22 protein-coding genes are annotated in these 25,429 nt (G+C 63.2%); 18 read left to right on the top strand and 4 right to left on the bottom strand.

Features of this window, described 5'->3' with window-relative positions:
- The first annotated feature begins 273 nt into the window (after nucleotides 1-273).
- The 14 genes from REA38_RS10725 to REA38_RS10660 all read left to right on the top strand — a co-directional run bounded on the left by REA38_RS10725 (nucleotide 274) and on the right by REA38_RS10660 (nucleotide 15,852).
- A complete protein-coding gene (locus tag REA38_RS10725; RefSeq protein ID WP_197801975.1) occupies nucleotides 274-4,035 on the top strand; it encodes a nitrate reductase subunit alpha in 3,762 nt (1,253 codons plus the stop codon).
- Nucleotides 4,032-5,576, top strand: coding sequence for a nitrate reductase subunit beta (gene narH, locus REA38_RS10720; protein ID WP_308885849.1), 1,545 nt, complete (start codon nucleotides 4,032-4,034; stop codon nucleotides 5,574-5,576). Before REA38_RS10725 ends, narH begins: the two co-directional genes overlap by 4 nt.
- Nucleotides 5,573-6,295 (top strand): nitrate reductase molybdenum cofactor assembly chaperone, encoded by a 723-nt coding sequence (gene narJ, locus REA38_RS10715; RefSeq protein ID WP_060438561.1) that lies wholly within the window; start codon nucleotides 5,573-5,575, stop codon nucleotides 6,293-6,295. Before narH ends, narJ begins: the two co-directional genes overlap by 4 nt.
- 2 nt (nucleotides 6,296-6,297) lie before the next feature.
- Entirely contained in the window at nucleotides 6,298-6,975 is a 678-nt protein-coding gene (gene narI / locus REA38_RS10710) for a respiratory nitrate reductase subunit gamma (protein ID WP_025303199.1), read from the top strand.
- A gap of 279 nt (nucleotides 6,976-7,254) precedes the next feature.
- Nucleotides 7,255-8,262 carry a 3-oxoacyl-[acyl-carrier-protein] synthase III C-terminal domain-containing protein gene (locus REA38_RS10705; RefSeq protein ID WP_060423503.1) on the top strand — a complete coding sequence of 336 codons (1,008 nt, stop codon included), beginning with the start codon at nucleotides 7,255-7,257 and terminating at the stop codon, nucleotides 8,260-8,262.
- The gene (locus tag REA38_RS10700; RefSeq protein ID WP_308885848.1) at nucleotides 8,259-9,275 is read left to right on the top strand and encodes an NAD(P)-dependent oxidoreductase; all 1,017 of its coding nucleotides are present in this window, start codon (nucleotides 8,259-8,261) and stop codon (nucleotides 9,273-9,275) included. Before REA38_RS10705 ends, REA38_RS10700 begins: the two co-directional genes overlap by 4 nt.
- A complete protein-coding gene (locus REA38_RS10695) occupies nucleotides 9,268-10,074 on the top strand; it encodes an MBL fold metallo-hydrolase (protein ID WP_060443116.1) in 807 nt (268 codons plus the stop codon). Before REA38_RS10700 ends, REA38_RS10695 begins: the two co-directional genes overlap by 8 nt.
- Nucleotides 10,071-11,357, top strand: a complete 1,287-nt coding sequence (locus tag REA38_RS10690; RefSeq protein ID WP_039565606.1) for a F390 synthetase-related protein — start codon at nucleotides 10,071-10,073, stop codon at nucleotides 11,355-11,357. Before REA38_RS10695 ends, REA38_RS10690 begins: the two co-directional genes overlap by 4 nt.
- Complete coding sequence (locus tag REA38_RS10685; RefSeq protein ID WP_308885847.1) at nucleotides 11,354-11,971, top strand: phosphatase PAP2 family protein; 618 nt, start codon at nucleotides 11,354-11,356, stop codon at nucleotides 11,969-11,971. The genes REA38_RS10690 and REA38_RS10685 overlap by 4 nt, the downstream gene beginning before the upstream one ends.
- The gene (locus REA38_RS10680; protein WP_308885846.1) at nucleotides 11,968-13,101 is read left to right on the top strand and encodes a sterol desaturase family protein; all 1,134 of its coding nucleotides are present in this window, start codon (nucleotides 11,968-11,970) and stop codon (nucleotides 13,099-13,101) included. The genes REA38_RS10685 and REA38_RS10680 overlap by 4 nt, the downstream gene beginning before the upstream one ends.
- A complete protein-coding gene (locus tag REA38_RS10675) occupies nucleotides 13,094-14,176 on the top strand; it encodes an acyl-CoA desaturase (protein ID WP_308885845.1) in 1,083 nt (360 codons plus the stop codon). The genes REA38_RS10680 and REA38_RS10675 overlap by 8 nt, the downstream gene beginning before the upstream one ends.
- Nucleotides 14,173-15,258 (top strand): acyl-CoA desaturase, encoded by a 1,086-nt coding sequence (locus REA38_RS10670; RefSeq protein WP_308885844.1) that lies wholly within the window; start codon nucleotides 14,173-14,175, stop codon nucleotides 15,256-15,258. Before REA38_RS10675 ends, REA38_RS10670 begins: the two co-directional genes overlap by 4 nt.
- Before the next feature lie 106 nt (nucleotides 15,259-15,364).
- Nucleotides 15,365-15,589 carry a hypothetical protein gene (locus tag REA38_RS10665; RefSeq protein ID WP_025303190.1) on the top strand — a complete coding sequence of 75 codons (225 nt, stop codon included), beginning with the start codon at nucleotides 15,365-15,367 and terminating at the stop codon, nucleotides 15,587-15,589.
- Nucleotides 15,586-15,852 (top strand): hypothetical protein, encoded by a 267-nt coding sequence (locus REA38_RS10660; RefSeq protein ID WP_308885843.1) that lies wholly within the window; start codon nucleotides 15,586-15,588, stop codon nucleotides 15,850-15,852. The genes REA38_RS10665 and REA38_RS10660 overlap by 4 nt, the downstream gene beginning before the upstream one ends.
- 9 nt (nucleotides 15,853-15,861) lie before the next feature.
- On the opposite strand, the gene REA38_RS10655 is transcribed toward REA38_RS10660, so the two are convergent.
- Genes REA38_RS10655 through REA38_RS10645 form a run of 3 tightly spaced genes read right to left on the bottom strand, consistent with a single transcriptional unit; the run spans nucleotide 15,862 to nucleotide 18,439 of the window.
- The gene (locus tag REA38_RS10655; RefSeq protein WP_071605360.1) at nucleotides 15,862-16,014 is read right to left on the bottom strand and encodes a DUF2474 domain-containing protein; all 153 of its coding nucleotides are present in this window, start codon (nucleotides 16,012-16,014) and stop codon (nucleotides 15,862-15,864) included.
- Between the two features lie 14 nt (nucleotides 16,015-16,028).
- Nucleotides 16,029-17,036: a cytochrome d ubiquinol oxidase subunit II gene (cydB, locus tag REA38_RS10650; RefSeq protein WP_308885842.1), complete on the bottom strand. Its 1,008-nt coding sequence runs from the start codon at nucleotides 17,034-17,036 to the stop codon at nucleotides 16,029-16,031.
- Between the two features lie 2 nt (nucleotides 17,037-17,038).
- Nucleotides 17,039-18,439, bottom strand: coding sequence for a cytochrome ubiquinol oxidase subunit I (locus REA38_RS10645; protein ID WP_033647706.1), 1,401 nt, complete (start codon nucleotides 18,437-18,439; stop codon nucleotides 17,039-17,041).
- 144 nt (nucleotides 18,440-18,583) lie between these two features.
- Between REA38_RS10645 and REA38_RS10640 the strand changes: the two genes are divergently transcribed.
- Nucleotides 18,584-20,002: a PLP-dependent aminotransferase family protein gene (locus tag REA38_RS10640; protein WP_033647705.1), complete on the top strand. Its 1,419-nt coding sequence runs from the start codon at nucleotides 18,584-18,586 to the stop codon at nucleotides 20,000-20,002.
- A gap of 15 nt (nucleotides 20,003-20,017) precedes the next feature.
- On the opposite strand, the gene REA38_RS10635 is transcribed toward REA38_RS10640, so the two are convergent.
- Complete coding sequence (locus tag REA38_RS10635; RefSeq protein WP_308885841.1) at nucleotides 20,018-20,992, bottom strand: alpha/beta hydrolase; 975 nt, start codon at nucleotides 20,990-20,992, stop codon at nucleotides 20,018-20,020.
- Between the two features lie 655 nt (nucleotides 20,993-21,647).
- Between REA38_RS10635 and REA38_RS10630 the strand changes: the two genes are divergently transcribed.
- Genes REA38_RS10630 through astD form a run of 3 tightly spaced genes read left to right on the top strand, consistent with a single transcriptional unit; the run spans nucleotide 21,648 to nucleotide 25,421 of the window.
- Nucleotides 21,648-22,862: an aspartate aminotransferase family protein gene (locus tag REA38_RS10630; RefSeq protein ID WP_033647702.1), complete on the top strand. Its 1,215-nt coding sequence runs from the start codon at nucleotides 21,648-21,650 to the stop codon at nucleotides 22,860-22,862.
- Nucleotides 22,863-22,914: 52 nt separating this feature from the next.
- Nucleotides 22,915-23,949 (top strand): arginine N-succinyltransferase, encoded by a 1,035-nt coding sequence (astA, locus tag REA38_RS10625; RefSeq protein WP_308885840.1) that lies wholly within the window; start codon nucleotides 22,915-22,917, stop codon nucleotides 23,947-23,949.
- Nucleotides 23,949-25,421: a succinylglutamate-semialdehyde dehydrogenase gene (gene astD / locus REA38_RS10620; protein WP_103798923.1), complete on the top strand. Its 1,473-nt coding sequence runs from the start codon at nucleotides 23,949-23,951 to the stop codon at nucleotides 25,419-25,421. Before astA ends, astD begins: the two co-directional genes overlap by 1 nt.
- Nucleotides 25,422-25,429 lie beyond the last annotated feature (8 nt).

Raw genomic sequence — 25,429 nt, 5'->3', positions numbered from 1 at the left:
CGCGGGAGGTTTCTCCCGCGTCCTACCCCCAAATACCCCATCTTGCCTCCCGCCCGTCAGCCTCTGTCTTCCACTCCTGATTTATTCATTTAAATTCAACATATTAATCTCGTTTATCGCACCTATACTTTGGTGGTATTTCTCACCCGGCGCGTGTATCGCCTCCCGCTTTCTCTTGATCGCAATCAATTTGCCGCCGATTGGCCGTCAGTAGGCTGGCGGCAGATTGAGCATGTCTTCTTATAACGACAAGAGCCTTCAGGAGCATTCCGGATGAGCAAATTTTTAGACCGTTTCCGCTATTTCAAGCAGTTGGCGGAGCCTTTTTCTGGCGATCACGGCCAGACCTTGAACACCAACCGCGACTGGGAAGACGGCTACCGCAGCCGTTGGCAGCACGACAAAGTGGTGCGTTCCACCCACGGCGTGAACTGCACCGGTTCCTGCAGTTGGAAGATCTACGTGAAGAATGGCCTGGTGACCTGGGAAACCCAGCAAACCGACTACCCGCGCACCCGCCCCGATCTGCCCAACCATGAACCGCGCGGCTGCCCGCGCGGCGCCAGCTACTCCTGGTACCTGTACAGCGCCAACCGGCTGAAATACCCGCTGATGCGCAAGCGTCTGCTCAAGCTGTGGCGCGAGGCGAAAGCGCAGCACAGCGATCCGGTCGCGGCCTGGGGCTCTATCGTCGGCGATGCGGAAAAAGCCAAAAGCTACAAGGTGGCGCGCGGCCGCGGCGGTTTCGTCCGCTCCAGCTGGCAGGAGGTCAATGAACTGATCGCCGCAGCCAACGTCTATACCGCCAAAACCTTCGGCCCGGACCGTATCATCGGCTTCTCGCCGATCCCGGCGATGTCGATGGTGTCCTACGCCGCCGGCGCCCGCTACCTGTCGCTGATCGGCGGCGCCTGCCTGAGCTTCTACGACTGGTATTGCGATCTGCCGCCGGCCTCGCCGATGACCTGGGGCGAGCAGACCGACGTGCCGGAATCCGCCGACTGGTACAACTCCTCCTACATTATCGCCTGGGGCTCCAACGTGCCGCAGACGCGCACCCCGGACGCCCACTTCTTTACCGAAGTGCGTTACAAGGGCACCAAAACCGTGGCGGTGACGCCGGACTATGCCGAAGTCGCCAAGCTGTGCGACCACTGGCTGAATCCGAAGCAGGGCACCGACAGTGCGATGGCGCTGGCGATGGGCCACGTGATGCTGAAAGAGTTCCATCTCGATCGCGAAGTCGGCTACTTCCGCGACTACGTGCGCCGCTATACCGACATGCCGATGCTGGTGCTGCTGGAAGCGCGTGAAGGCGGCCATTACGCCGCCGGCCGCCTGCTGCGCGCCGCCGATTTGGTGGACGGACTGGGCCAGGAAAACAACCCCGAGTGGAAAACCGTCGCTATCGACAGCTGCAGCGGCGATCTGGTGGCGCCGCAGGGCTCCATCGGCTTCCGCTGGGGCGAGAAGGGCAAGTGGAACCTGGAACAGCGCGAGGGCAAGTCGCAACAGGAAGTCGAGCTGCAGCTCAGCCTGTTGGGCATGCATGACGATGTTGCCGAGGTGGGCTTCCCGTACTTCGGCGGCGCCGACAGCCAGCATTTCAACAGCGTGGCGCTGGACGAGATCCTGCTGCACAAACTGCCGGTGAAACGCCTGCAGCTGGCGGACGGCAGCGAAGCGCTGGTGACCAGCGTGTACGACCTGACGCTTGCCAACTACGGCCTCGAGCGCGGGCTGGGCGACGCCAACTGCGCCGCCGACTATGACGAGGTCAAGGCCTACAGCCCGGCCTGGGCCGAACAGATCACCGGCGTGTCGCGCCACAACATCATCCGCATTGCCCGCGAGTTCGCGGAAAACGCCGAGAAGACCCACGGCCGTTCGATGATCATCGTCGGCGCCGGCGTCAACCACTGGTATCACATGGACATGACCTACCGCGGCCTGATCAATATGCTGATCTTCTGCGGTTGCGTCGGCCAGAGCGGCGGCGGCTGGGCGCACTACGTCGGCCAGGAAAAACTGCGGCCGCAAACCGGCTGGCTGCCGCTGGCGTTTGGCCTCGACTGGCAGCGTCCGCCGCGCCACATGAACAGCACTTCGTTCTTCTACAACCATTCCAGCCAATGGCGCTATGAAACCGTTGGCACCGACGAGCTGCTGTCGCCGCTGGCGGACAAATCGCGCTTCGGCGGCAGCCTGATCGACTTCAACGTGCGCGCCGAGCGCATGGGCTGGCTGCCGTCGGCGCCGCAGCTGAGCACCAACCCGCTGCGCCTGGCGGAGCAGGCCCGCGCGGCCGGTCAGTCGCCGGTCGAGTTCACCGTCGACAGCCTGAAAAATGGCTCGCTGGGCTTCGCCGCCGAGCAGCCGGACAATCCGCAGAACTTCCCGCGCAACCTTTTCGTCTGGCGCTCCAACCTGCTGGGCTCCTCCGGCAAGGGCCATGAGTACATGCTCAAATACCTGTTGGGCACCGAAAACGGCATTCAGGGGAAAGATCTCGGCCAGCAGGGCGGCGTGATGCCGCAGGAAGTGGAATGGCGCGAGCAGGGTGGCGAAGGCAAGCTGGATCTGGTGGTGACGCTCGATTTCCGCATGTCGAGCACCTGCCTGTACTCCGACGTGGTGCTGCCGACCGCCACCTGGTATGAAAAAGACGACATGAACACCTCCGACATGCACCCGTTCATCCATCCGCTGTCGGCGGCGGTCGATCCGGCCTGGGATTCGAAGAGCGACTGGGAGATCTACAAGGGCATCGCCAAGGCCTTCTCCGAGGTGTGCGTTGGCCATCTGGGCCAGGAAACCGACGTGGTGACCCTGCCTATCCAGCACGATTCCGCCGCCGAACTGGCGCAGCCTTACGGCGTGCAGGACTGGAAGAAAGGCGAATGCGATCTGATCCCGGGCAAAACTGCGCCGCACATCATCGCGGTGGAACGCGATTACCCGGCCACCTACGAGCGCTTCACCTCGCTGGGGCCGCTGCTGGACAAACTGGGCAACGGCGGCAAGGGCATCAGCTGGAACACCCAAACCGAGGTCGACTTCCTCAAGCAGCTTAACTACGTCAAGGCCGACGGCCCGGCGGCGGGGCGGCCGAAGATCGAGAGCGCGATAGACGCGGCGGAAGTGATCCTGTCGCTGGCGCCGGAAACCAACGGCCAGGTGGCGGTAAAAGCCTGGGAGGCTCTGAGCAACGTCACCGGCCGCGATCACCGCCATCTGGCGCTGAACAAGGAAGACGAGAAAATTCGCTTCCGCGACATTCAGGCGCAGCCGCGCAAAATCATCTCCAGCCCGACCTGGTCCGGTCTGGAAGACGAACACGTTTCCTACAACGCCTGCTACACCAACGTGCACGAGCTGATCCCGTGGCGCACCCTCAGCGGCCGTCAACAGCTGTATCAGGATCACGAGTGGATGCGTGCCTTCGGTGAAAGCCTGCTGGTATACCGGCCGCCGATCGACACCCGCGCCGCGCAGCCGTTGCTCAACAGCAAACCGAACGGCAACAAGGAGAAGGCGCTGAACTTCCTGACGCCGCACCAGAAGTGGGGCATTCACTCCACCTACAGCGACAACCTGTTGATGCTGACGCTGTCGCGCGGCGGCCCGATCGTCTGGCTGAGCGAAGACGACGCCAAAGATCTGGGCATCGCGGACAATGACTGGATCGAGGCCTTCAACGCCAACGGCGCGCTGACGGCGCGCGCGGTGGTCAGCCAGCGTATCCCGGCCGGCATGACCATGATGTACCACGCGCAGGAGCGCATCGTGAACCTGCCGGGCTCGGAGATCACCAGCCAGCGTGGCGGCATCCACAACTCGGTGACCCGCGCCTGTCCGAAGCCGACCCACATGATCGGCGGCTATGCGCAGCTGGCCTACGGCTTCAACTACTACGGCACCGTCGGCTCCAACCGCGACGAGTTCGTGGTGGTGCGCAAGATGAACCGCATTGATTGGTTGGATGACGAAGGCAACGACTACGCGCAGGGCAGTCAGCAGGAGAACAGCAAATGAAAATTCGTTCGCAAGTCGGCATGGTGCTGAATCTGGACAAGTGCATCGGTTGCCACACCTGTTCGGTCACCTGCAAGAACGTCTGGACCAGCCGTGAAGGTATGGAATACGCCTGGTTCAATAACGTGGAAAGCAAGCCCGGCGTCGGGTATCCGCACGCCTGGGAAGATCAGGAAAAATGGAAGGGCGGCTGGATCCGTAAAATCAACGGCAAGCTGGAGCCGCGCATGGGCAACCGCGTCGGCGTGCTGGCGAAAATCTTCGCCAACCCGGACGTGCCGGCGCTGGACGACTACTACGAGCCGTTCGATTACGACTACCAGCATCTGCACACCGCCAAACAGGGCAAGCACCAGCCGGTGGCCCGCCCGCGCTCGCTGATCACCGGCCAGCGCATGAACAAGATCGAAAGCGGCCCGAACTGGGAGGAGATCCTCGGCGGGGAATTCGAAAAACGCTCGCAGGACAAGAATTTCGACAACCTGCAGAAGGCGATGTACGGCCAGTTCGAAAACACCTTCATGATGTACCTGCCGCGCCTGTGCGAGCACTGCCTCAACCCGGCCTGCGTCGCCACCTGCCCGAGCGGGGCGATCTACAAGCGCGGCGAAGACGGTATTGTGCTGATCGACCAGGACAAGTGCCGCGGCTGGCGCATGTGCCTGACCGGCTGTCCGTACAAGAAAATCTACTTCAACTGGAAGAGCGGCAAATCCGAGAAGTGCATCTTCTGCTACCCGCGCATCGAAGCCGGGCAGCCGACGGTGTGTTCGGAGACCTGCGTGGGCCGCATTCGCTACCTCGGCGTGCTGCTGTACGACGCCGACCGCATCGAGCAGGCGGCGGCGGTGGAGAACGACAAGGATCTGTATCAGAGCCAGCTCGACATCTTCCTCGATCCGCATGACCCGAAGGTGATTGCTCAGGCGCTGGCGGACGGCGTGCCGCAGGGGGTCATTGAAGCCGCCCAGCAGTCGCCGGTGTACAAAATGGCGATGGACTGGAAGCTGGCGCTGCCGCTGCACCCGGAATACCGCACGCTACCGATGGTCTGGTACGTGCCGCCGTTGTCGCCGATTCAGTCCGCCGCCGACGCCGGCGAGGTGGCGCACAGCGGCGTGCTGCCGGACGTCGAGAGCCTGCGTATTCCGGTGCAGTATCTGGCGAACCTGCTGACCGCCGGCGATACCGAGCCGGTGCTGCTGGCCCTGAAACGCATGCTGGCGATGCGCCACTACAAACGGGCGGAAACCGTCGACGGCGTGGTGGACACCAGCGCGCTGGAGCAGGTCGGGTTGAGCGAAGCGCAGGCGCAGGAGATGTATCGCTACCTGGCGATCGCCAACTATGAAGATCGCTTCGTGGTGCCGTCGAGCCACCGCGAACTGGCGCGCGAAGCCTTCCCGGAAAGCAAAGGCTGCGGTTTCAGCTTCGGCGACGGCTGCCACGGCAGCGACGGCAAGTTCAACCTGTTCAACAGCCGCCGCATCGACGCCATCGACGTGACCGCGAAAACCGCGCGGCCGGAGGATGCCTCATGATCAGCCTGAAAGTGATCGCCCGCCTGCTGGATTACCCGGAGCAGGTACTGTTTGACCATCAGCAGGCGCTGATTGAGGCGCTGGAGCCGGCCAGCGAGCTGGATCTGCACCACAGCGCGCAGCTGATTCTGTTTATCCGCCGCCTGTGCGCCCGCCCGCTGCTGGACGCGCAGGCCGACTATTGCGAGCTGTTCGATCGCGGCCGCGCCACCTCGCTGCTGCTGTTTGAGCACGTGCACGGCGAGTCGCGCGATCGCGGCCAGGCGATGGTCGATCTGATGGCGCAGTACCGCGCCGCCGGGCTCGAGATCGACAGCCGCGAGCTGCCGGATTTCCTGCCGCTGTATCTGGAGTATCTGGCCAGCCGCAGCGCAGCGCAGGCGCGGGAAGGGCTGCAGGACATCGCGCCGATCCTGGCGCTGTTGGGCGCGCGCCTGCAACAGCGCGAAAGCCCGTATGCGGTGCTGTTCGATCTGCTGCTATTGCTGTCCGGCAGCGAGGTGCAGGCTCAGGCGCTGGAAACCCAGGTGGCGCAAGAGGCGCGCGACGATACGCCGCAGGCGCTGGATGCGGTGTGGGAAGAGGAGCAGGTCAAGTTTCTCGGCGAACAGGGCTGCGCCTCCGCCCAGCAGACGGCGCACCAGCGGCGCTTCGCCGGCGCGGTGGCGCCACAGTATCTGGACCTGACGGATGCGTTAACCGGAACCAAAGGACGCTAATCATGCAATTTTTGAATCAGTTCTTCTTCGATATTTACCCTTATCTGGCCGGCGCGGTATTCCTGATCGGCAGCTGGTTGCGTTACGACTACGGGCAGTACAGCTGGCGCGCCGGCTCCAGCCAGATGCTGGATAAAAAGGGCATGCGGCTGGCGTCCAACCTGTTTCACATCGGCATTATCGGCATCTTCGCGGGCCATTTCCTCGGCATGCTGACGCCACACTGGATGTATGAGGCTTTCCTGCCGATCGACGTGAAGCAGAAGCTGGCGATGATCGCCGGCGGCGCCTGCGGCCTGATGACGCTAATCGGCGGTGCGCTGTTGCTGAAGCGCCGGTTGACCAATCCGCGGGTGCGCGCCACCAGCAGCTTCGCCGACATCATGATCCTGACGTTGCTGGTGGTGCAGGTGTGCCTCGGCCTGCTGACCATTCCGTTCTCCGCCCAGCATATGGACGGCAGCGAAATGATGAAGCTGGTGGCCTGGGCACAGGCGGTGGTGACGTTCCACGCCGGCGCCTCTGCGCACCTGGAAGGCGTGGCGATTATCTTCAAACTGCACATGGTGCTGGGCATGACGCTGTTCGTGCTGTTCCCGTTCTGCCGCCTGGTGCATATCTGGAGTGCGCCGGTAGAGTATCTGACCCGCCGTTACCAGCTGGTGCGCAACCGCCGCTGAGCCTGACCCCGCCGCCGCCGCCGCCGATCGCCAGCGGCGGCGCTATTCCGATAATTCCCCCGCCGTCTGCCCATTCTCGCCGCCTTGTCGTAAACTTACTATCTCAGTCATGTTACGCTTATGCTTGCGCCGACGGACGTCGGCCCGTGGTAGCCGATAACAAGAGATAGCGCCTTGATGAAAGGCCTTTTGGGACATAAAAACCGGGGATGATCCGCATGGCCTTCGCGCCGCGCGGGAGAATCGCTTTATGGATAGTCAGGTTAATCAATAACAATAATGACCACACAATGTCGCTCACCCGAGCTGTTGCCTCTGAAAATCATCGCCACCGGGGCCGCGTTGCCGCCCAACCGCGTGGCCTCCTCTACGCTCGATGCCCGCCTGGGGAAACCGGCCGGCTACGTTGAAAAACGCTCGGGCATCGTTTACCGCTATCACGCCGACGACGACGCCAGCCAGGCCGAGCTCGCCGCCGCCGCGCTGCAAAACGCGCTGGCCCGCAGCACTATTCCGGCCGCTTCGATTGACCTGCTGATCTCCGCTTCGGCGATAGCGGTACAGGCGCTGCCGTGCTCTGCCGCGCATATTCTCAAGATCGCCGGATTGGCGCCGGGTACGCCGGGCTTCGACATCAACAGCAGCTGCGTCAGTTTTATCTCTGCGCTGCAGGTGGCGGCGGGGCTGTTGAACGCCGGGACGTATCGGCGTATCGCCATCGTCTCGGCGGATCTCGCTTCGCGCGGCATCGACTGGCAGCACGAAGAGTCGTCGCTGATCTTCGGCGACGGCGCCGCCTGCGCCATCGTGGAGCGCGGTGACGGCACAGGCGGCATCCTCGCCAGCCTGGTGGAAACCTATCCCGCCGGCAGCGAACTGTGCGAGATCCGCGCCGGCGGCACGCGCCGCAACCCGCGTGCCGGGATGTGCGAGCAGGACTTCCTGTTTCATATGCAGGGCAAGCCGCTGTTCCGTCAGGCATCGGCGCTGATTGAGGACTACCTCGACCGGCTGCTGAGCGCCAGCGGCTTGACCCTGGGGCAGATCGCCACCGTGGTGCCGCACCAGGCCAGCCATTTGTCGCTCGAACATATGCGCAAACGGCTGCACGTCTCCAGCGAGGCGCTGGTGGACATCTACCGCCATCACGGCAACCAGGTGGCGGCCTCTATCCCGACCGCGCTGCATGCCGCCGTGACCACCGGGCGCTTTAACCCCGGCCAGCCGGTGATGCTGATCGGCACCGCCGCCGGGCTGGCGCTGGCCGGCATGGTGTTGCTGCCATGAGGGTGCTGGTGACCGGGGCGACCAGCGGGCTGGGGCGCAACGCGGCGCAGTGGTTGCTGGAGGCCGGGCATCAGGTGCGCGCCACCGGCCGCGATGAGCGGGCCGGCGAAGCGTTGCGGCAGATGGGCGCTGAATTTTACTCGCGCGATCTGGCGCAGGCCACGCCGCAGCAGTGCCGGGAGCTGGTGACCGACTGCGAGTGGGTATGGCACTGTGCGGCCAAGTCTTCGCCCTGGGGCAGCAAAGCGGAATTTCACCGCATCAACGCCGCGGCGACGGAGAAACTGGCGGAGGCGGCCGGGCGCTGCGGCGTGCGGCGCTTCGTGCATATCTCCACGCCGGCAATCTACTTCGATTTTCAGCCGCATTACGATCTTGATGAGGGTTATCGCGCCCGGCGCTTCGCCAATCACTATGCCACCAGCAAGCACGCCGCCGAGCAGCGGCTGTTGGCGCAGGCGAAGATCTACCCGCAAACCACCTATATTATGCTGCGGCCGCGCGGCCTGTTTGGCCCGCACGATCGGGTGATCGTGCCGCGGCTGTTGCAGCAGCTCGAACGCGATCGCGGCGTGCTGCGGCTGCCCGGCGGCGGGCAAGCGCTGCTGGATCTGACCTTTGCTCCCAACGTGGTGCACGCCATGGAGCTGGCCAGCCGGCAGCGCGGATTGCCGTCCGGCGCCGTGTATAACATCACCAACCATCAACCACAGCGGCTGGCGGAGATGCTGGATGCGCTGCTGCGCCAGGAGCTGGGGCTGCGTTACCAGCTGCAGGCCGTGCCGTATCCGCTGCTGCAGGCGCTGGCCGGCGGCATGGAGCTGTGGGCAAGCCTGAGCGGCAAAGAACCGCCGCTGACGCGCTACAGCGTGGCGGCGGTGCATTTCGACATGACCCTGAGCCAGACCCGCGCGATCGAAGAGCTGGGCTATCGGCCGCGTTACTCGATGGAAGAGGGGATCCGCCTGACCGGCGAGTGGCTGCGGCAGCAAGGAGGCATACAGCATGGCTAAGGTCACCGTATTTGAAGTGGGCTATTGCACGCATATCGGCTGCATGGCGCTGCGCGGCGCCGGGTTCCGGGTGTGTAAATTCCCGGCACGCGCCTATCTGCTGGAGGTGGGAGAGCGCCGCTGGCTGTGGGATACCGGCTATGCGCATTATTTTCAGCAGCACACGCAGTCGGGGGTGTTCAGCCTTTACCGCCGCATGACGCCGGTCTATTTCGATCCCGCCGAGTCGTTGGCGCATCAGCTGCGCGAAGCCGGTTACGCCGAAGGCGACATCCAGGCGCTGATCGTCTCGCACTTTCACGCGGATCACATCGCCGGGCTGCAGGATTTCAGCCGCCTCGATTTTATTTGCTGCGGCGAAGGCTGGCAGCAAACCCGCGGGCTGCGCGGTTTCGCGGCGCTCAAGCGCGCCTTTATTCCCGGCCTGATTCCGGCGGATTTCGAGAGCCGCCTGCAGTTTATGGAGTCTTTTCCCTCGGTGGCGTTGCCCGCGCTGCTGGCGCCGTTCGATCGCGGTTACGCGCTGCCGGGCAGCGAAGGGCAGATCGTGCTGGTGCCGCTGCCGGGGCATGCGGCCGGCCATATCGGCGCCTTTATTCTCACCGACGCCGGCTGGACGCTGTTGGCCAGCGACGCCGCCTGGTCGCCGCAGAGCTACCAGACGCTGCGCGGGCCTTCGCGCCTGGCCAATCTGGTGATGGACGACGCGGCGGCGTACACCCGCACGCTGGAACGGCTTAACCAACTGTGGGCGGGCGGCCAGGTCAACATTTTGCTGTGCCACGAGGGGGACCTGTGATCCCTTTCATGACCCTGTGGCACTACTTCCGCGCCCGGCGCCTGCGCTTTGGCGATCGTGCGGCGCTGGAGGCGCATCAGGCTCGGCAGCTCGCGGGCTTTGCCCGCCGGGTGCTGAGCAAGAGCCCCTATTTTCAGCGCTTCAGCCGCCGGCCGTTCGCCGAATGGCCGCAGATGGACAAGGCGCTGATGATGGCGCAGTTCGACCGGATGAATACCGCCGGGCTGAGCCGGGAGGCGGTGCTGGCCTGCGCGCAGCGCAGCGAGGCGGATCGCGATTTCACGCCGAAGATCGGCCGCTACAGCGTCGGATTGTCGTCCGGCACCTCCGGGCAGCGCGGCGTGTTTGTCGTCAGCCCGCGCGAACAGCAGGTGTGGGCCGGCGGCATGCTGGCGAAGATGCTGCCGGACGGGCTGCTGGCCGGTGAGCGCGTCGCGTTGTTTCTGCGGGCGGACAATAATCTCTATCACAGCGTAAACAACCGTTGGCTGAGCCTGGCGTTTTACGATTTACTGGCGCCGTTCAGCGAGCATCTGCCCGCGCTGGAACGGCAGGCGCCCAGCATCATCGTGGCGCCGGCGCAGGTGCTGCGCGCCCTGGCGCTGGCGGTGCTGGCCGGGCAGGTGAAGCTGCCGGTCAAAAAAGTGATTTCGGTCGCCGAGGTATTGGAAGAACAGGATCGCCGCCTGCTGATGCAGGTGTTTCCGGCGGTCGGCGAAGTGTATCAGGCCACCGAGGGGTTCCTGGCCGCGACCTGCGCGCACGGCACCCTGCATCTGAACGAAGAGTTTTTGCATATCGAACCGCAGTGGATCGACGAACTGCGTTTCACGCCGCTGATCACTGATTTCACCCGCAGCACGCAGCCGATCGTGCGTTATCGGCTGGACGATGTGCTGGTGCTGCGCAAGGAACCCTGCCCGTGCGGGCAGCCGACGCGCGCGATCGCGCGTATCGAAGGGCGGCGCGACGATCAGCTGATGCTGCCCGATGCGCAGCGGCAACCGCAGGCGGTGTTCGCCGATGCCTGCAGCCGGACGATTGCCAATGCGCTGCCGCTGACCAGCGATTACCGCCTGATCCAGCGCGGCGAGCACCGGCTGGAGTTGATCGCCGATTGCAGCCCGGCGGCGTTGGCGCACTGCCAGGCGCAGCTGATCGCGCTGTTCGCTCGCCAGGGCATCGCCACCGATCGGCTCGAATGGCGGTTGACGGCGCAGGCGGTGTTGCCGCAGTTCGATCGCAAGCGGCGGCGCATCGTGCGCCAGGCGGAGGAAGCATGAAAAATACGCTGTTCAGGCTAGGGCACATGTTGCTCGGCTGGGGGACGGTCGGGGTGGTGTATAGCCTGACCGATCGCCTGCAGGGGGCGGGAACTTTGTTGCCGCCGTCGGCGCTTGACCGGGCGATCCCGTTCAGCCCGGCGGCCATTTGGCTTTACCTGTCGTTCTTCCTCATCGTCCCGGCGGGCTATTTGCTGGCGCCGCTGCAGCGAATCAAATGGCTGACGCTGGCAATGCAGCTGACGGCGCTGGGCGCCGGAGCAGTTTACCTGCTGTGGCCGACCACCATGGCCTATCCGCGGAACGATGGCGTTGGGATCAGCGCGCAGCTGCTGGCGGCGTTAACCCAGGTGGATTCGCCGCAGAACTGCCTGCCTTCGTTGCATATGGCGCTGACGGTGCTGGCGGTGTGGGCGTTGAGCGACGGCGAGCGCAAAGTGCGGACGGCGCTGTGGATGCTGTGGGGCGTGGCGATCGCGTTCTCCATTCTGCAACTGCGCCGCCATTTGTTTGTCGATCTGGCCGGTGGCGCGCTGCTGGCGCTGTGCGCCGGCTGTTTGGCCCTGCGCATCAAGACCCTGCGCCGGCGGGTGGTTAAAGGAGAAATGGGATGAGCGATCTGGCGTTGCCGATAGTGTTCATGCTGTTCATCGTGGTGGCCGAGGCGGTGGCGCTGCAGTGGGGGCGCCGTGAGCCGGTCAACTGGCACGATCTGGTATTTAACCTGAACTCCGGCCATATCATGTTGTGGCTGTTCCGCGGGCTGGAGATCACCTGCTACGGCTACGTGGCCGCGCATTTCAGCCTGGGGCTGCTGGACGCCTGGCCACCGCTGCTGATGTGGCTGTTCGCCCTGCTGGCGTGGGACTTCGGTTTCTACTGGCTGCATCGCCTGCACCACCGCTTCCGCGTGCTGTGGGCGGTACACGTGGTGCACCACCAGGGGGAGCACTTCAACCTGTCGCTGGGGGTGCGCAACTCCTGGTATTCGTCGTTGACGTCGATCCCGTTCTTTTTGCTGCTGGCGCTGGCGGGCGTGCCGCTGTCGGTGTTCGTCACGGTGTCGATTTTTCACTACAGCATTCAGCTGTTTAACCACAATGCGCTGACGCCAAAGCTGGGCGTGCTGGAAAAAATCCTGGTCACGCCGGCGCACCACCGGGTGCACCACGTCAAGGACATGGCGTATTCCAATAAGAACTTCGGCGGCAGCTTTATCTTCTGGGACAAGCTGTTCGGCACGTTCTGCCCGGCGTTGCCGACCACGCCGTTCAGCTACGGCGTCAGCGGCGATCGGCCGTCCGCCAACCCGTTCTGGGCGAGCAATCTGCCGTTTCTGCGCTATTTCCGTCTGGCATGGCGCCCGGCGCCGGGCCGGCCGCGCGACCGCCGTTCGGCGCTCAGCGTCTTCAGCGGCGCCATGCTGCTGTTCTCGTTGGTGGTCGGTTACGTCTACCAATACGGTTACGGCTACGGCGACATCAGCTGGCCGCAAATGGCGCTGCTGGTGCTGCTGGCGTTGGGCTCGGTAGCGCTGGGCGGCATGACGGAAGGGCGGCCGTGGGCGAGCGCCGTCTGGCTGCTGATCGCGCTGGGTATGCCGCTGCTGTTTATCGGCTATCTTGGCTGGCAGCAGCGCTATTGGCATATCGCCATGGCCGCCGTGGCGCTGCATGCCCTGTGCGTGGCGCTGGGCTGGGGGCGAGTGGCCGCGCCGGCCGCCGTGGAGGAACCGCATGGCTGACTCATTACCGCCGCTGCGTTTCCCTGCCGATGGCGAGCAGGCGTTTCACCGCGATCTCAAGCGCGCGGCGCACGCCTGCCTGGCGGGCGATCATCGCTATGCCGATGCCGCGCGATTGGCCAAGGCCGCACTGTTGCTGGCGCTGTGCGTCGGGTTTTATGCCCTGAGCCTGCTGCAGCACCAGCCCTGGGCGTTTTTCCTCTGCTATTTCCTGTTCGTGGCCATGGGCATGCTGCTCAACGTCAACGTCAACCACGATGCTTCGCATAACGCCTTCTTGCGCGCGCCCTGGGCCAATCGCCTGGCGGGGCGGCTGGTGACGCTGCCGCTGGGCGTCGATCCGGACTACTGGCGCACGCGCCACGTGGATTACCACCACGTTTACGCCAACGTCGAACACTACGATCTGGACACCGAAGAGAACGGCTTTTTCCGCCAGACGCCGTTCCAGCGCTGGCGGCCGCATATGCGCTATCAGCATCTGTACTGGCCGCTGATCGCCGCGCTCTCGCTGCCCTACATCGCGTGGATTTTCGATTGGTCCGATCGGCTCGATAAAACGCCGCTGCGGGAAAAACGCGTGCTGGCGGGACGCGGCGGTTGGACGCTGTTCGTGCTGTGCAAATTGCTTCATGTGGCGCTGGTGCTGGTGGTGCCGCTGATCCTGTGCCACCTGCACGGCATCGGTTGGGGCTGGGTGCTGTTGGCTTACGCGCTCAGCCAGATGTTTGCCTCGCTGCTGGTGGTGTTCCTGCTGCTGGGCACCCACTGGGCGCAGGCCGAGTTCTATCCGGCGCCGGCGGGCGACAGCATGCCGCACGGTTGGTACCAGCACAATTTCGCCACCGCCTGCGATTGGCAGCCCGAGCCGCGCTGGCTGGAACACCTGACCGGCGGGCTGAACTATCACCTGACCCACCACCTGTTTCCCGGCTGGAATCACCGCCACTATCCGGCGCTGGCCGCCGCGCTGGCGGAAGTGGCTCAGCGGCACGGCATGGCATATCGCTGCATCGGCTATCGCGAACTGCTGGCGCAGCAACAGCGCTTCTTGCGCCTTATGGGGCAGCCATGAAAGCGCTGCGCCCGTTAGCCTATCGGCGCGACGACGGCGGGCTACATCGCGCGCTGATGCAGGCCGCCCAGCATTATCTGGCGGCCAACGGCGATCACCGCTTCGCCGACGGCGGCATGCTGGCGAAGGTGGCGCTGCTGCTGGCGCTGTGCGGCCTGTGTTACGGGCTGAGCCTGCAGCAGCAAAACGGCTGGGCGTTTTTCGCTTGCTACTTCGGTTTTATCTTTATCGGCATGTTCCTGACGGTGAACGTGGTGCACGATGCCTCGCATAACGCGTTTTTCCGTCGGCCCTGGGCCAACCGCTGGCTGAACGCCCTGGTGAGCGTGCCGCTGGGGCTGGATCCCGACTGCTGGCGCGTGCGGCACGTGCTGTTCCACCATGCCCATAACAATATCGAACATTACGACCCCGACATCGACGCCAACGGCGTGCTGCGGCAAACGCCGTTCCAGCGCTGGCGGCCCTTTATGCGCGCCCAGCGCTACTATTGGCCGCTGGTGGCGGCGCTGACGTTCCCGTACTACATCTGGCTGTTCGACTGGCTGGATCGTGCGGGCCGCACCCGCGTGGCGGCACGCATGGCGCAGCAGGGCGTGCGCGGCTGGTGCGGATTTCTGGCGGGCAAGGCGGCGCACCTGCTGCTGGCGCTGGCGATCCCGTGCTGGCTACTGCCGCCAGCCATCGGCATCGGGCAAATCCTGCTGGTCTATTTGCTGAGCCAGATGCTTTCTTCATTGCTGTTCGTGATGTTGATCATCGGCACCCACTGGGCCAAGGCCAATTTTTACCAGGCGCCGGCGCAGGGTGCGATGCCGCACGGCTGGTATCACCATGTGTTCGCCACCACCTTCGACTGGCTGACCCGGCCGCGTTGGCTGGGATACTGGCTCGGCGGGGCGAACCTGCATTTGACGCATCATCTGTTCCCGCACTGGAGCCACCGCCATTACCCGGCGCTGAGCCGCATCATCGGCGAGGTAGCGCCGCGTTTCGGCATCGACTACCGCCTGCTGGAGTTGGAGGAGCTGTTGCGCCTGCAGCAGCGCTTCCTCAGCGCGATGGGGCGCAAACCGCATTAGCGTTGCATGCGGATTGTGCGAGGCGTTACGCAGTTCACTAATTGAACGATAGTTGCCCTTCCAGTAGACTTTCCTCCTGTGAATCAACGGCCACAGGAGGTGGACTATGCGCAGCTTGCCTATTCGGTTATCGAACAAAATTGATGATGATCTGAACGATATTGCCCGGCGTCATGGGATGGAAAAAACCGAGGTAATCAAAATGGCGTTTGCACTGATTACCCTTGCCGATAAGTACTGGATGAAACAGGATGGTACTTCTCTTGGCATTGTACGGGAGAAGGGTGAACAGCTTGAAGCGGTGGGGCGGGTCGTGGAGATCTTCCCATGAACATCGAAAGCCGTAATCTGCGCGATGAGGCCAGCCAGGTTTATCTGGAGCAGGTGTTGGTCTTCGACGAAATGGAGCGTCTGCGCCTGGCGCGCCAGGTATTGTGCGGGATATTCTCGGTCAGCGTGGGCGTATTCGCCGCCCACGCGTATTGGGACAAAAATGAAGCGCTGAGGCAAGCGTTCGAACTGGTGAAGATCGGCGCCTTGCCGCTGGTCACGCTGGTGGTTTCCTTCTACTTTCCCACCAGCGCGGCCAGATAAGGCGCCGCGTCAATGCGACTTCATGCCCGCCGCGGTCATCAGCAGGCGGAACAGCGAGGCGACCACGAACAGCCCCAGCACGCTGGCGCTCCAGATGATCACCAGCCAACCGATGCGTTTCCACCAGGGCGCCGGCGCGGCGGTTGCCGTTTTATCTTGCATAGCGTCCTCCCTTCTCAGTGATAGCCGTGTTCATGGCTGATCTTGCCGCGGAACACGTAGTAGCTCCAGAAGGTGTAGACCAGAATGATCGGGATGATGAACAGCGCGCCCACCAGCATAAAGCCGAGGCTCTGCGGCGGGGCGGCGGCGTCCCAAAGGCTGATGGCCGGTGGGATCAGGTGCGGCCAGATGCTGATGCCAAGCCCGCTCAGGCCGAGGAACACCAGCAGCAGCGTCAGCATGAACGGCGAGTAGTGCGCGCCGCGTTTCACCCCGCGTTGAATTCCCCAGGCGCTGAGCAGCACCAGCACCGGCACCGGCAGCAGCCAGAACAAATTCGGCAGCGTAAACCAGCGGGCGGCGATTTCAGGATGCGCGATCGGCGTCCAGATACTGACCGCGGCCAGCACCAGCAACAGGATCGCCAGCAGCGGCGTCGCCAGATGATACATGCGCGCCTGCAGGTCACCGACGGTTTTCATCACCAGCCAGGTGCAGCCTAGCAGGGCGTAGGTCACCACCAGCCCCAGCCCGCAGAACAGCGCGAACGGCGTCAGCCAGTCCAGTGCGCCGCCGGCGTAGGTGCGGCCTTCGACCGGGAAGCCATTGATCACGGCGCCCACCACCACCCCCTGGCTGAAGGTGGCGAAGATTGAGCCCCAGATGAACGCCTTGTCCCAGATATGGCGTTTCTCCGGCGTCGCCTTGAAGCGAAACTCGAAGGCCACGCCGCGGAAAATCAGCCCGATCAGCATCAGCGTCAGCGGGATCGCCAGCGCGTCGAGGATCACCGAGTAGGCCAGCGGGAAAGCGCCGAACAGCGCCGCACCGCCCAGCACCAGCCAGGTCTCATTGCCGTCCCACACCGGGGCGACGGTGTTCATCATCAGATCGCGGTCGCCGCTCTCTTTCACCCACGGAAACAGGATGCCGATGCCCAGGTCGAAACCGTCCATCACCACGTACATCATGGTGCTGAACACGATGATCACAAACCAAATCAGCGGAAGATCGATGCCCATGTTCAGCTCCTGTCGTCCAGAGTGTCGTTGACCGCGGACAGCGGACGCGCCGGCCGGCCCTCGGTATTGTCTTCTTGGTGTTCATGCGGCTGCGGCCCTTTGCGGATCAGGCGCATCATGTAGGAATAGCCCACGCCGAACACCGAGCAGTAGACGATGATGAACGCCAGCAGGCTGATGCTCATGTGCAGATCGCCGTGCGCGGAGACCGCGTCCTTGGTGCGCAGCAGGCCGTACACCACCCACGGCTGGCGGCCGATCTCGGTGGTGAACCAGCCCGCCAGCAGCGCCAGCAGCCCGGAAGGACCCATCCACAGGATGAAGTACAGGAACGGACGCGACTGATACAGCCCGCCGCGCCAGCGCAGCCACAGGCTCCACACCCCGGCCAGGATCATCAGCATGCCCAGCCCGACCATGATGCGGAACGACCAGAACACCACGGTGGAGTTGGGGCGATCTTCCGGCGGGAAGGATTTGAGCGCCGGCACCTGTTCGGTCAGGCTGTGGGTCAGGATCAGGCTGCCGAGGTACGGTACTTCCAGCTTGAAGCGGGTCTCTTCGCGCTCCATGTCCGGCCAGCCGACCAGGATCAGCGGCGTGGCTTCGCCCGGCGGGTTTTCCCAGTGGCCTTCGATGGCGGCGATCTTCGCCGGCTGGTGTTTCAGCGTATTCAGGCCATGCGCATCGCCGATCAGCGCCTGCACCGGCGCGACGATCAGCGCCATCCACATCGCCATCGACAGCATTTTGCGCATCGCCGGGGTATCGCGGCCGCGCAGCAGGTGCCAGGCGGCGGAGGCGCCGACGAAGAACGCCGAGGAGAGGAAGGCGGCGGTGGACATGTGCAGCAGGCGGTACGGGAAGGACGGGTTGAAGATCACCTTCAGCCAGTCGACCGGTACCACCTGGCCGTTGATGATTTCATGCCCCTGTGGCGTCTGCATCCAGCTGTTGGAAGCCAGGATCCAGAAGGTGGAGATCAGCGTGCCGAGCGCCACCATGCAGGTGGCGAAGAAGTGCAGGCCGGGGCCGACGCGGTTCCAGCCGAACAGCATTACGCCGAGGAAACCGGCTTCGAGGAAGAAGGCGGTCAGCACTTCATAGGTCAGCAGCGGCCCGGTAATGCTGCCGGCGAACTCGGAGAAGAAGCTCCAGTTGGTGCCGAACTGATAGGCCATCACCAGCCCGGACACCACGCCCATGCCGAAGTTGACGGCGAAAATCTTTGACCAGAAGTGGTAAAGCTCACGGTAGGCTTCATTGTGCGTTTTCAACCATAATCCTTCCAGCACCGCCAGATAGCTGGCTAAACCGATGGTGATGGCGGGGAAGATGATATGGAAAGACACGGTGAAGGCGAACTGTATTCTGGCGAGTTCCAGTGCATCAAGACCCAGCATGGCGCCTCCTAGGGTTGAACATAAATTAACCTCTTGAGTATAGCTGTCATTTTTATGTGAAATACTTGGCGTTAAGTTAAGCACGGAGTACAGTGACTATAATAGTGACAGTTATTTTACTTTTTCATATAACAGTTAATGGTTATGACCCGATACGAGCAGCTTGCGCAGCAGATTAGAGAACAGATCCAGAACCGGGTGTGGCGGGCGGGCGACAAGCTGCCTTCGCTGCGCGAGAGCGGCAAACGCGCCGGATTGAGCCTGATGACGGTGGTGCAGTCTTACCAACTGCTGGAGAGCCAGGGGTGGATCGTCGCCCGGCCGCAGTCGGGCTACTACGTGGCGGCGCGCCCGCAGCCGCTGCCCCAGCCTTCGCGCGGCGAGAAGCTGTTGCTGAGCGAGCAGGTGGACATCAACGCCTTTATTTTCGACGTGCTGCAGGCCTGCAAGGATCCGGATATCGTGCCTTTCGGTTCGGCCTTTCCCGACGCCACGCTGTTCGCCCAGCCGAAGCTGGCGCGCGCGCTGAGCAGCGTGGCGCGCAAGTTCACGCCGCACAGTTCGCTGGCCAACCTGCCGCCGGGCAACGACGCGCTGCGGCGGCACATCGCCCAACGCTATGCGCTGAGCGGCATGCAGGTCGCGCCGGACGAAATCGTCATCACCGCCGGGGCGATGGAGTCGCTCAGCCTCAGCCTGCAGGCGGTGACCCAGCCGGGCGACTATGTGGCGATCGAATCGCCGGCGTTTTACGGCGCGCTGCAGGCGCTGGAACGGCTGCGGTTAAAGGCGGTGGCGATCGCCACCCATCCGCAGGACGGCATCGATCTGGACGCGCTGCAGCAGGCGGTGGACCAGTATCCGATCAAAGCCTGCTGGCTGATGACCCATTTCCAGAACCCGCAGGGCGCCACCCTGCCGGAAGCCAACAAGCAACGGCTGGTGACGCTGCTGCGCGAACGGCAGATCTCGCTGATTGAAGACGACGTCTACGGCGAACTGTACTTCAGCGCGGAACGGCCGCTGCCGGCCAAGGCGCTCGACAGCGGCGGCCAGATCCTGCACTGCTCGTCGTTTTCCAAATGCCTGGCGCCGGGCTTTCGCGTCGGCTGGGTGGCGGCGGGGCGTTATGCGCAGCAGATCCAGCGTTTGCAGCTGATGAGCACCGTTTCCACCAGCGTGCCGACCCAGATGGCGCTGGCGGATTATCTGCTGCACGGCGGCTACGATACCCATCTGCGGCGGTTGCGGCGCCTGCTGGCCCAGCGCCAAAGCGCGATGCGTCAGGCGATCGCCCACCATTTCCCGCCGACGGTGAAGGTCAGCCAGCCCGACGGCGGTTATTTCCTGTGGCTGGAGCTGGATCCGGCGCTGTCGTCGATGGAACTGTACCGGCGGGCCCTTTCCCGGGGCATCAGCATCGCGCCGGGGCGCATGTTCACAACCGGCGACCATTTCAACCACTGCTTCCGTCTCAACGCCTCTTTTGAATGGAACGACCGCTTTGAAGAGGCGATCAAAACCTTAGCCAAGCTTATCCGGGGGCTGGCGGCGGCAGGCTGAACGGCACACCTGGCGTCAGGACAGATAGTGCTTCAACGCGCGCCCGGCCTGGTGGATCGCCGAATGCACCGCCGGGACGTGGGCGAGCGGATTCAACAGACCGTAGTCGTGGATCAGCCCGTTATAGCGGGTGGAGGTGACCTCGACGCCGGCGGCATCGAGCAGACGCGCGTAGGCTTCGCCCTCATCGCGCAGTACGTCCAGCTCGGCGGTTTGCACCAGCGCCGGCGGCAACCCCCGCAGCTGGTCCGGCGTGGCGTTGAGCGGCGAGGCGTAGATGTCTTTGCGCTGCGCCTTATCGGGCGCGTAGCTGTCCCAAAACCACTTCATCATGTTGCGGGTCAGGAAATGGCCTTCGGCAAACTGATGATAGGAATCGGTATCAAACTGGGCGCGGGTGACGGGCCACAGCAGGATCTGGCAACGCAGCGCCGGTATGCCTTTCTGTTTGGCCATCAGGCTGACCACCGCCGCCATATTGCCGCCGGCGCTGTTGCCGACCACCGCCAGCCGCGTGCCGTCGACGTTGATCTTCTCGCCGTACTCGGCCACCCATTCGGTGGCGGCGTAAGCCAGGTTGATCGCCTCAGGGTAGCGCACCTCCGGTGAGCGGGGATAATTGACGAACACCGCCGCCGCACCTGAGCTGTGCACCAGATCGCGCACCAGCCGTTCATGGGTGGGAAAATCGCCCAGCACCCAGCCACCGCCGTGGAAGAACATGAATACCGGCAGCGCCTCTTTGACCCTGGCCGGCCGCACCAGCTGCAGCAGAATATCCTGACCTTCTACGTGAATGGTTTTCTCGCTGATCTCGACCTCGCGCAGCGGCACCTCGACGCTGCGTTGCGCGTCCTCCAACACCCTGCGCGCCTCTTTGGGCTTCATCTGTTCCATAGGTTTACCGCCGCCGGCATTCAGCGCGTCGAGAAACGCGCGGATGTCGTGTTGGGCGTGCGGCTGGCTGAGATCGGCGGTTTTCTTGGGCATGGTGACTCCTTGTGCGCAGAAGATAAGGGGCGGTCAGGATCACAGTGTAGTCGCTGGCGCACAAAGCAGGAGCCGCGGCCCGCGTGGCCCCTTTTGGCCGGTGGGGTCTCGCGTCGCTGCCGCGATGCACCATTCTGGCGCACCGCTGCACCCGCTGGGGGCAAAAAGTGTGATAGCGAGCAAATCGGGCGAAATTATTTTTGCGAGCCCGATCAGAAATCCTGAAGTTTTTCGCAATTGAATAGGATTTCGCGCGCAATGATGATTTTAGGCCTTATTTTTTAATTTATGCATTACCAATGCATAGAAAATGAATAATTATTCAATATAAGCCGTTGTTTTAACGTCAAAAATAGCAAAATCCGGTAAAAATCCCGTTTTGGCACGATAGCTGCTCTACACTCTTTATCAAACGACATGTATTTTAACTGCTCGTTAACATTTACTCCCCGCTCAGGGACCGGATATACGCCATAAATAGTGAAAAACCGATTTTATGTAACAGATTTGTTTCTAAATCAGCGGTAAGGGGCAGTATTTTCTCCGCCGTGAAAGTCGGTGTTGAACAACGGTTTTTTTGCAGTGTGGCGGCCTAGCCGGGCCTGAGCGGCTCTTACAGTCAAAATTCAGCCTTTGCTGAGATTATGAGGTCACTATGGAACAGCCAATCGCAGTTACCCGCCAGTCTTTCGATGACTGGATGGTCCCGGTTTATGCCCCTGCCGATTTTATTCTGGTGCGGGGAGAAGGCTCGCAGGTGTGGGATCAGCAGGGTAAGTCTTACATCGACTTTGCCGGCGGCATCGCGGTTAACGCGTTGGGGCATGCGCACCCGGCGGTCAAGGCGGCGCTGGTGGAGCAGGCGGGCAAACTGTGGCATCTGGGCAATGGCTATACCAACGAACCGGTGCTGCGCCTGGCCAAAAAATTGATCGACGCCACCTTCGCCGACAAGGTGTTCTTCTGCAACTCGGGCGCTGAAGCCAACGAAGCGGCGCTGAAACTGGCGCGCAAGCATGCGCACGACCAGCACGGCGCCGGTAAAGATCAGATTGTGGCGTTCAACAACGCGTTCCACGGCCGCACGCTGTTTACCGTGTCCGCCGGCGGCCAGCCAAAATACTCGCAGGACTTTGCGCCGCTGCCGGGCGGCATCACCCATACGCCGTACAACGATCTGGCCGCGGCGGCCGAGCTTATCAACGATCGCACCTGCGCGGTGATCGTCGAGCCGATCCAGGGCGAGGGCGGCGTGCTGCCGGCGGAAGCCAGTTTCCTGCAGGGGCTGCGTGAGCTGTGCGATCGCCATAATGCGCTGCTGATCTTCGACGAAGTGCAGACCGGCGTCGGCCGCACCGGCCACCTGTATGCCTACATGCAGTACGGCGTGGTGCCGGACGTGCTGACCACCGCCAAAGCGCTGGGCGGCGGTTTCCCGATCGGCGCCATGCTGACCACCGATGCGCTGGCGAAAACGCTGGGCGTCGGCACCCACGGCACCACCTACGGCGGCAACCCGCTGGCGACGGCGGTGGCGGGGACGGTGTTCTCCATCATCAACACCCCGGAAGTGCTGGAGGGCGTGAAACAGCGTCACCAGTGGTTTATCGACGGGTTGAACGACATCAACCGTCAGTACCCGATCTTCGCCGACATTCGCGGCGGCGGTTTGCTGATCGGCTGCCAATTGACGAAAGACTATGCCGGCAAAGCGAAGCAGATCACCCAACTGGCCAACGAAGAAGGCGTTATCGCGCTGATCGCCGGCCCGGACGTGGTGCGTTTCACGCCGTCGCTGATCATCCCTGAGCAGGATGTGAAAGAGGGGCTGGCGCGATTCGCGCGCGCCGTGGCGCGCATTTGCAGCTAATCAGCGGGCTGCGCCTTCACCGGCGCAGCCTGATTCAGAAGAGGTTCGCATTATGATGATTATTCGCCCTATAGAGCGTCGCGATTTGGCGGATTTATTGACGCTGGCCGGTAAATCCGGCATCGGTCTCACTTCACTGCCGCAAAATGAAGATACCCTGTCGGCACGCATTGAGCGGGCGTTAAAAACCTGGCAAGGCGAACTTCCGCAAAGTGACCAGTGTTATCTGTTCGTGTTGGAAGACAGCGAGCGCCGTCAGGTGGTCGGGGTCTGCGCGATCGAAGTGGCCGTCGGCCTGGCGGAACCCTGGTACAGCTTCCGCGTCGGCACGCAGGTGCACGCTTCCAAACAGCTGAACGTCTATAAATCGGTGCCGACGCTGTTCCTCAGCAACGACCATACCGGCCATTCGGAGCTGTGCACGCTGTTCCTCGATCCGGATTATCGTCACGGCGAGAACGGCAAGCTGCTGTCGAAGGTGCGTTTCCTGTTTATTGCCGCGTTCCGCGAACGTTTCTCCCAGCGCCTGATCGCCGAGATGCGCGGTTTCTCCGATGAAAACGGCCGTTCGCCGTTCTGGGAGAGCGTCGGGCGCCATTTCTTCTCCATCGAGTTCGCCAAGGCGGACTACCTGAGCGGCACCGGGCAAAAGGCGTTTATCGCCGAACTGATGCCGAAACACCCGTTGTATGTCGATTTCCTGGCCGAAGACGCGCAGAAAGTGATCGGCGAAGTGCATCCGCAAACCCTGCCGGCGCGCCGGTTGCTGGAGGCGGAAGGCCTGAGCTATCAGGGCTACGTCGATATCTTCGACGGCGGCCCGACGCTGGAAGCCGAGATCGACCACATCCGCGCGGTGAAGCAGAGCCGCCTGGTGAAAGTGGTGCTGGATGACACGCCGATGCGCGCCGATGCGCCGGTGCATCTGGTGGCCAACGACAACTATCAGCACTACCGCGCACTGTTGGTCAATGCCGATCTGTATGACGACCGCCTGCATATCAACGCCGCCACCGCCGCGGCGCTGGGCGTCGAACAGGGCAGCCCGGTGCGGGTGCTCCCCCTTATTGCACAGGAGAAAGCATGATGTCTCATCCTGCACTGTTGATTAACGGCGTCTGGCGGCAGGGCCGCGGCGCCGAGTTCGGCAAGGCCGATCCGGTCGGCAACCAGCCGCTGTGGCGCGCCAACGCCGCCGATACCGACGACGTCGCCGCCGCCTGCGAGGCCGCGCGCGCCGCGTTCCCGGCCTGGGCGCGTACGCCGTTCGAGCAGCGCGAACAGCTGGTAAGACGCTTCGCCGCCTTGCTGGAAGAACACAAGCAGTCGCTGGCGGAAACCATCAGCCGCGAGACCGGCAAACCGCGCTGGGAAACGCTGACCGAAATTCAGGCGATGATCGGCAAGGTGGGCATTTCGCTGCAGGCCTATCAGACGCGCACCGGCTTTAGCCAGACGGCGATGGCCGACGGCGCTTCGGTGCTGCGCCATCGTCCGCACGGCGTGCTGGCGGTGTTCGGGCCTTACAACTTCCCCGGCCATCTGCCGAACGGCCATATCGTGCCGGCGCTGTTGGCCGGCAACTGCGTGGTATTCAAACCGAGCGAGCTGACGCCGCTGACCGCCGAGGAGACCCTGAAGCTGTGGCTGCAGGCCGGCCTGCCGAACGGGGTGATCAACCTGGTGCAAGGCGGCCGCGAGACCGGCGAAGCGCTGGCGTCCAGTGCGGATATCGACGGCCTGCTGTTCACCGGCAGCGCCGGCACCGGCTATCACCTGCATCGCCAATTGGCGGGGCAGCCGGAGAAGATCCTGGCGTTGGAGATGGGCGGCAACAACGCGCTGATCGTCGACGGTTTTGACGATCGCGATGCGGCGGTCAACCTGGCTATCCAATCGGCGTTTATCTCCGCCGGCCAACGCTGCACCTGTTCACGCCGTATTCTGGTGAAGCAGGGGGCGGAAGGAGACGCCTTTATCGAACGTTTGGTCCAGGTGGCGGGTGAACTGCGCGTCGGCCGCTGGGATGCCGAACCGCAGCCGTTCATGGGCGGGGTGGTGTCGGCAGCCGCGGCGGAAAACATGCTGAACGCGCAGCAGCGCTTGCTGGCGCTGGGCGGCAAATCGCTGCTGAGCATGCGCTTGCTGGAACCGGGCAGTTCGCTGCTCAGCCCGGGCATCGTCGATCTGACCGGCGTGGCCGGCGTACCGGACGAAGAGTATTTCGGCCCCTTGACCACCATCGTGCGTTACCGCGATTTCGACGAAGCGCTACAGCTCGCCAACCGGACGCGCTACGGCCTGTCGGTGGGGCTGGTATCGCCGCAGCGCGAGTTGTTCGAGCGCTTGCTGCTGGAAGCGCGCGCCGGCATCGTCAACTGGAACAAGCCGCTGACCGGGGCGTCCAGCGCGGCGCCGTTCGGTGGCGTGGGGGCCTCCGGCAACCATCGCCCAAGCGCCTTCTATGCGGCGGACTATTGCGCCTGGCCGATGGCTTCGCTGGAAAGCGAAAGCCTGTCGCTGCCGGCGACGCTCTCGCCGGGCTTGTCGTTCCGTTAATCGTCTGC

Source organism: Serratia sp. MF1(2023) (assembly GCF_030954545.1).
Taxonomy (GTDB): domain Bacteria; phylum Pseudomonadota; class Gammaproteobacteria; order Enterobacterales; family Enterobacteriaceae; genus Serratia; species Serratia sarumanii.
This window is presented reverse-complemented; position numbering and strand designations above follow the sequence as displayed.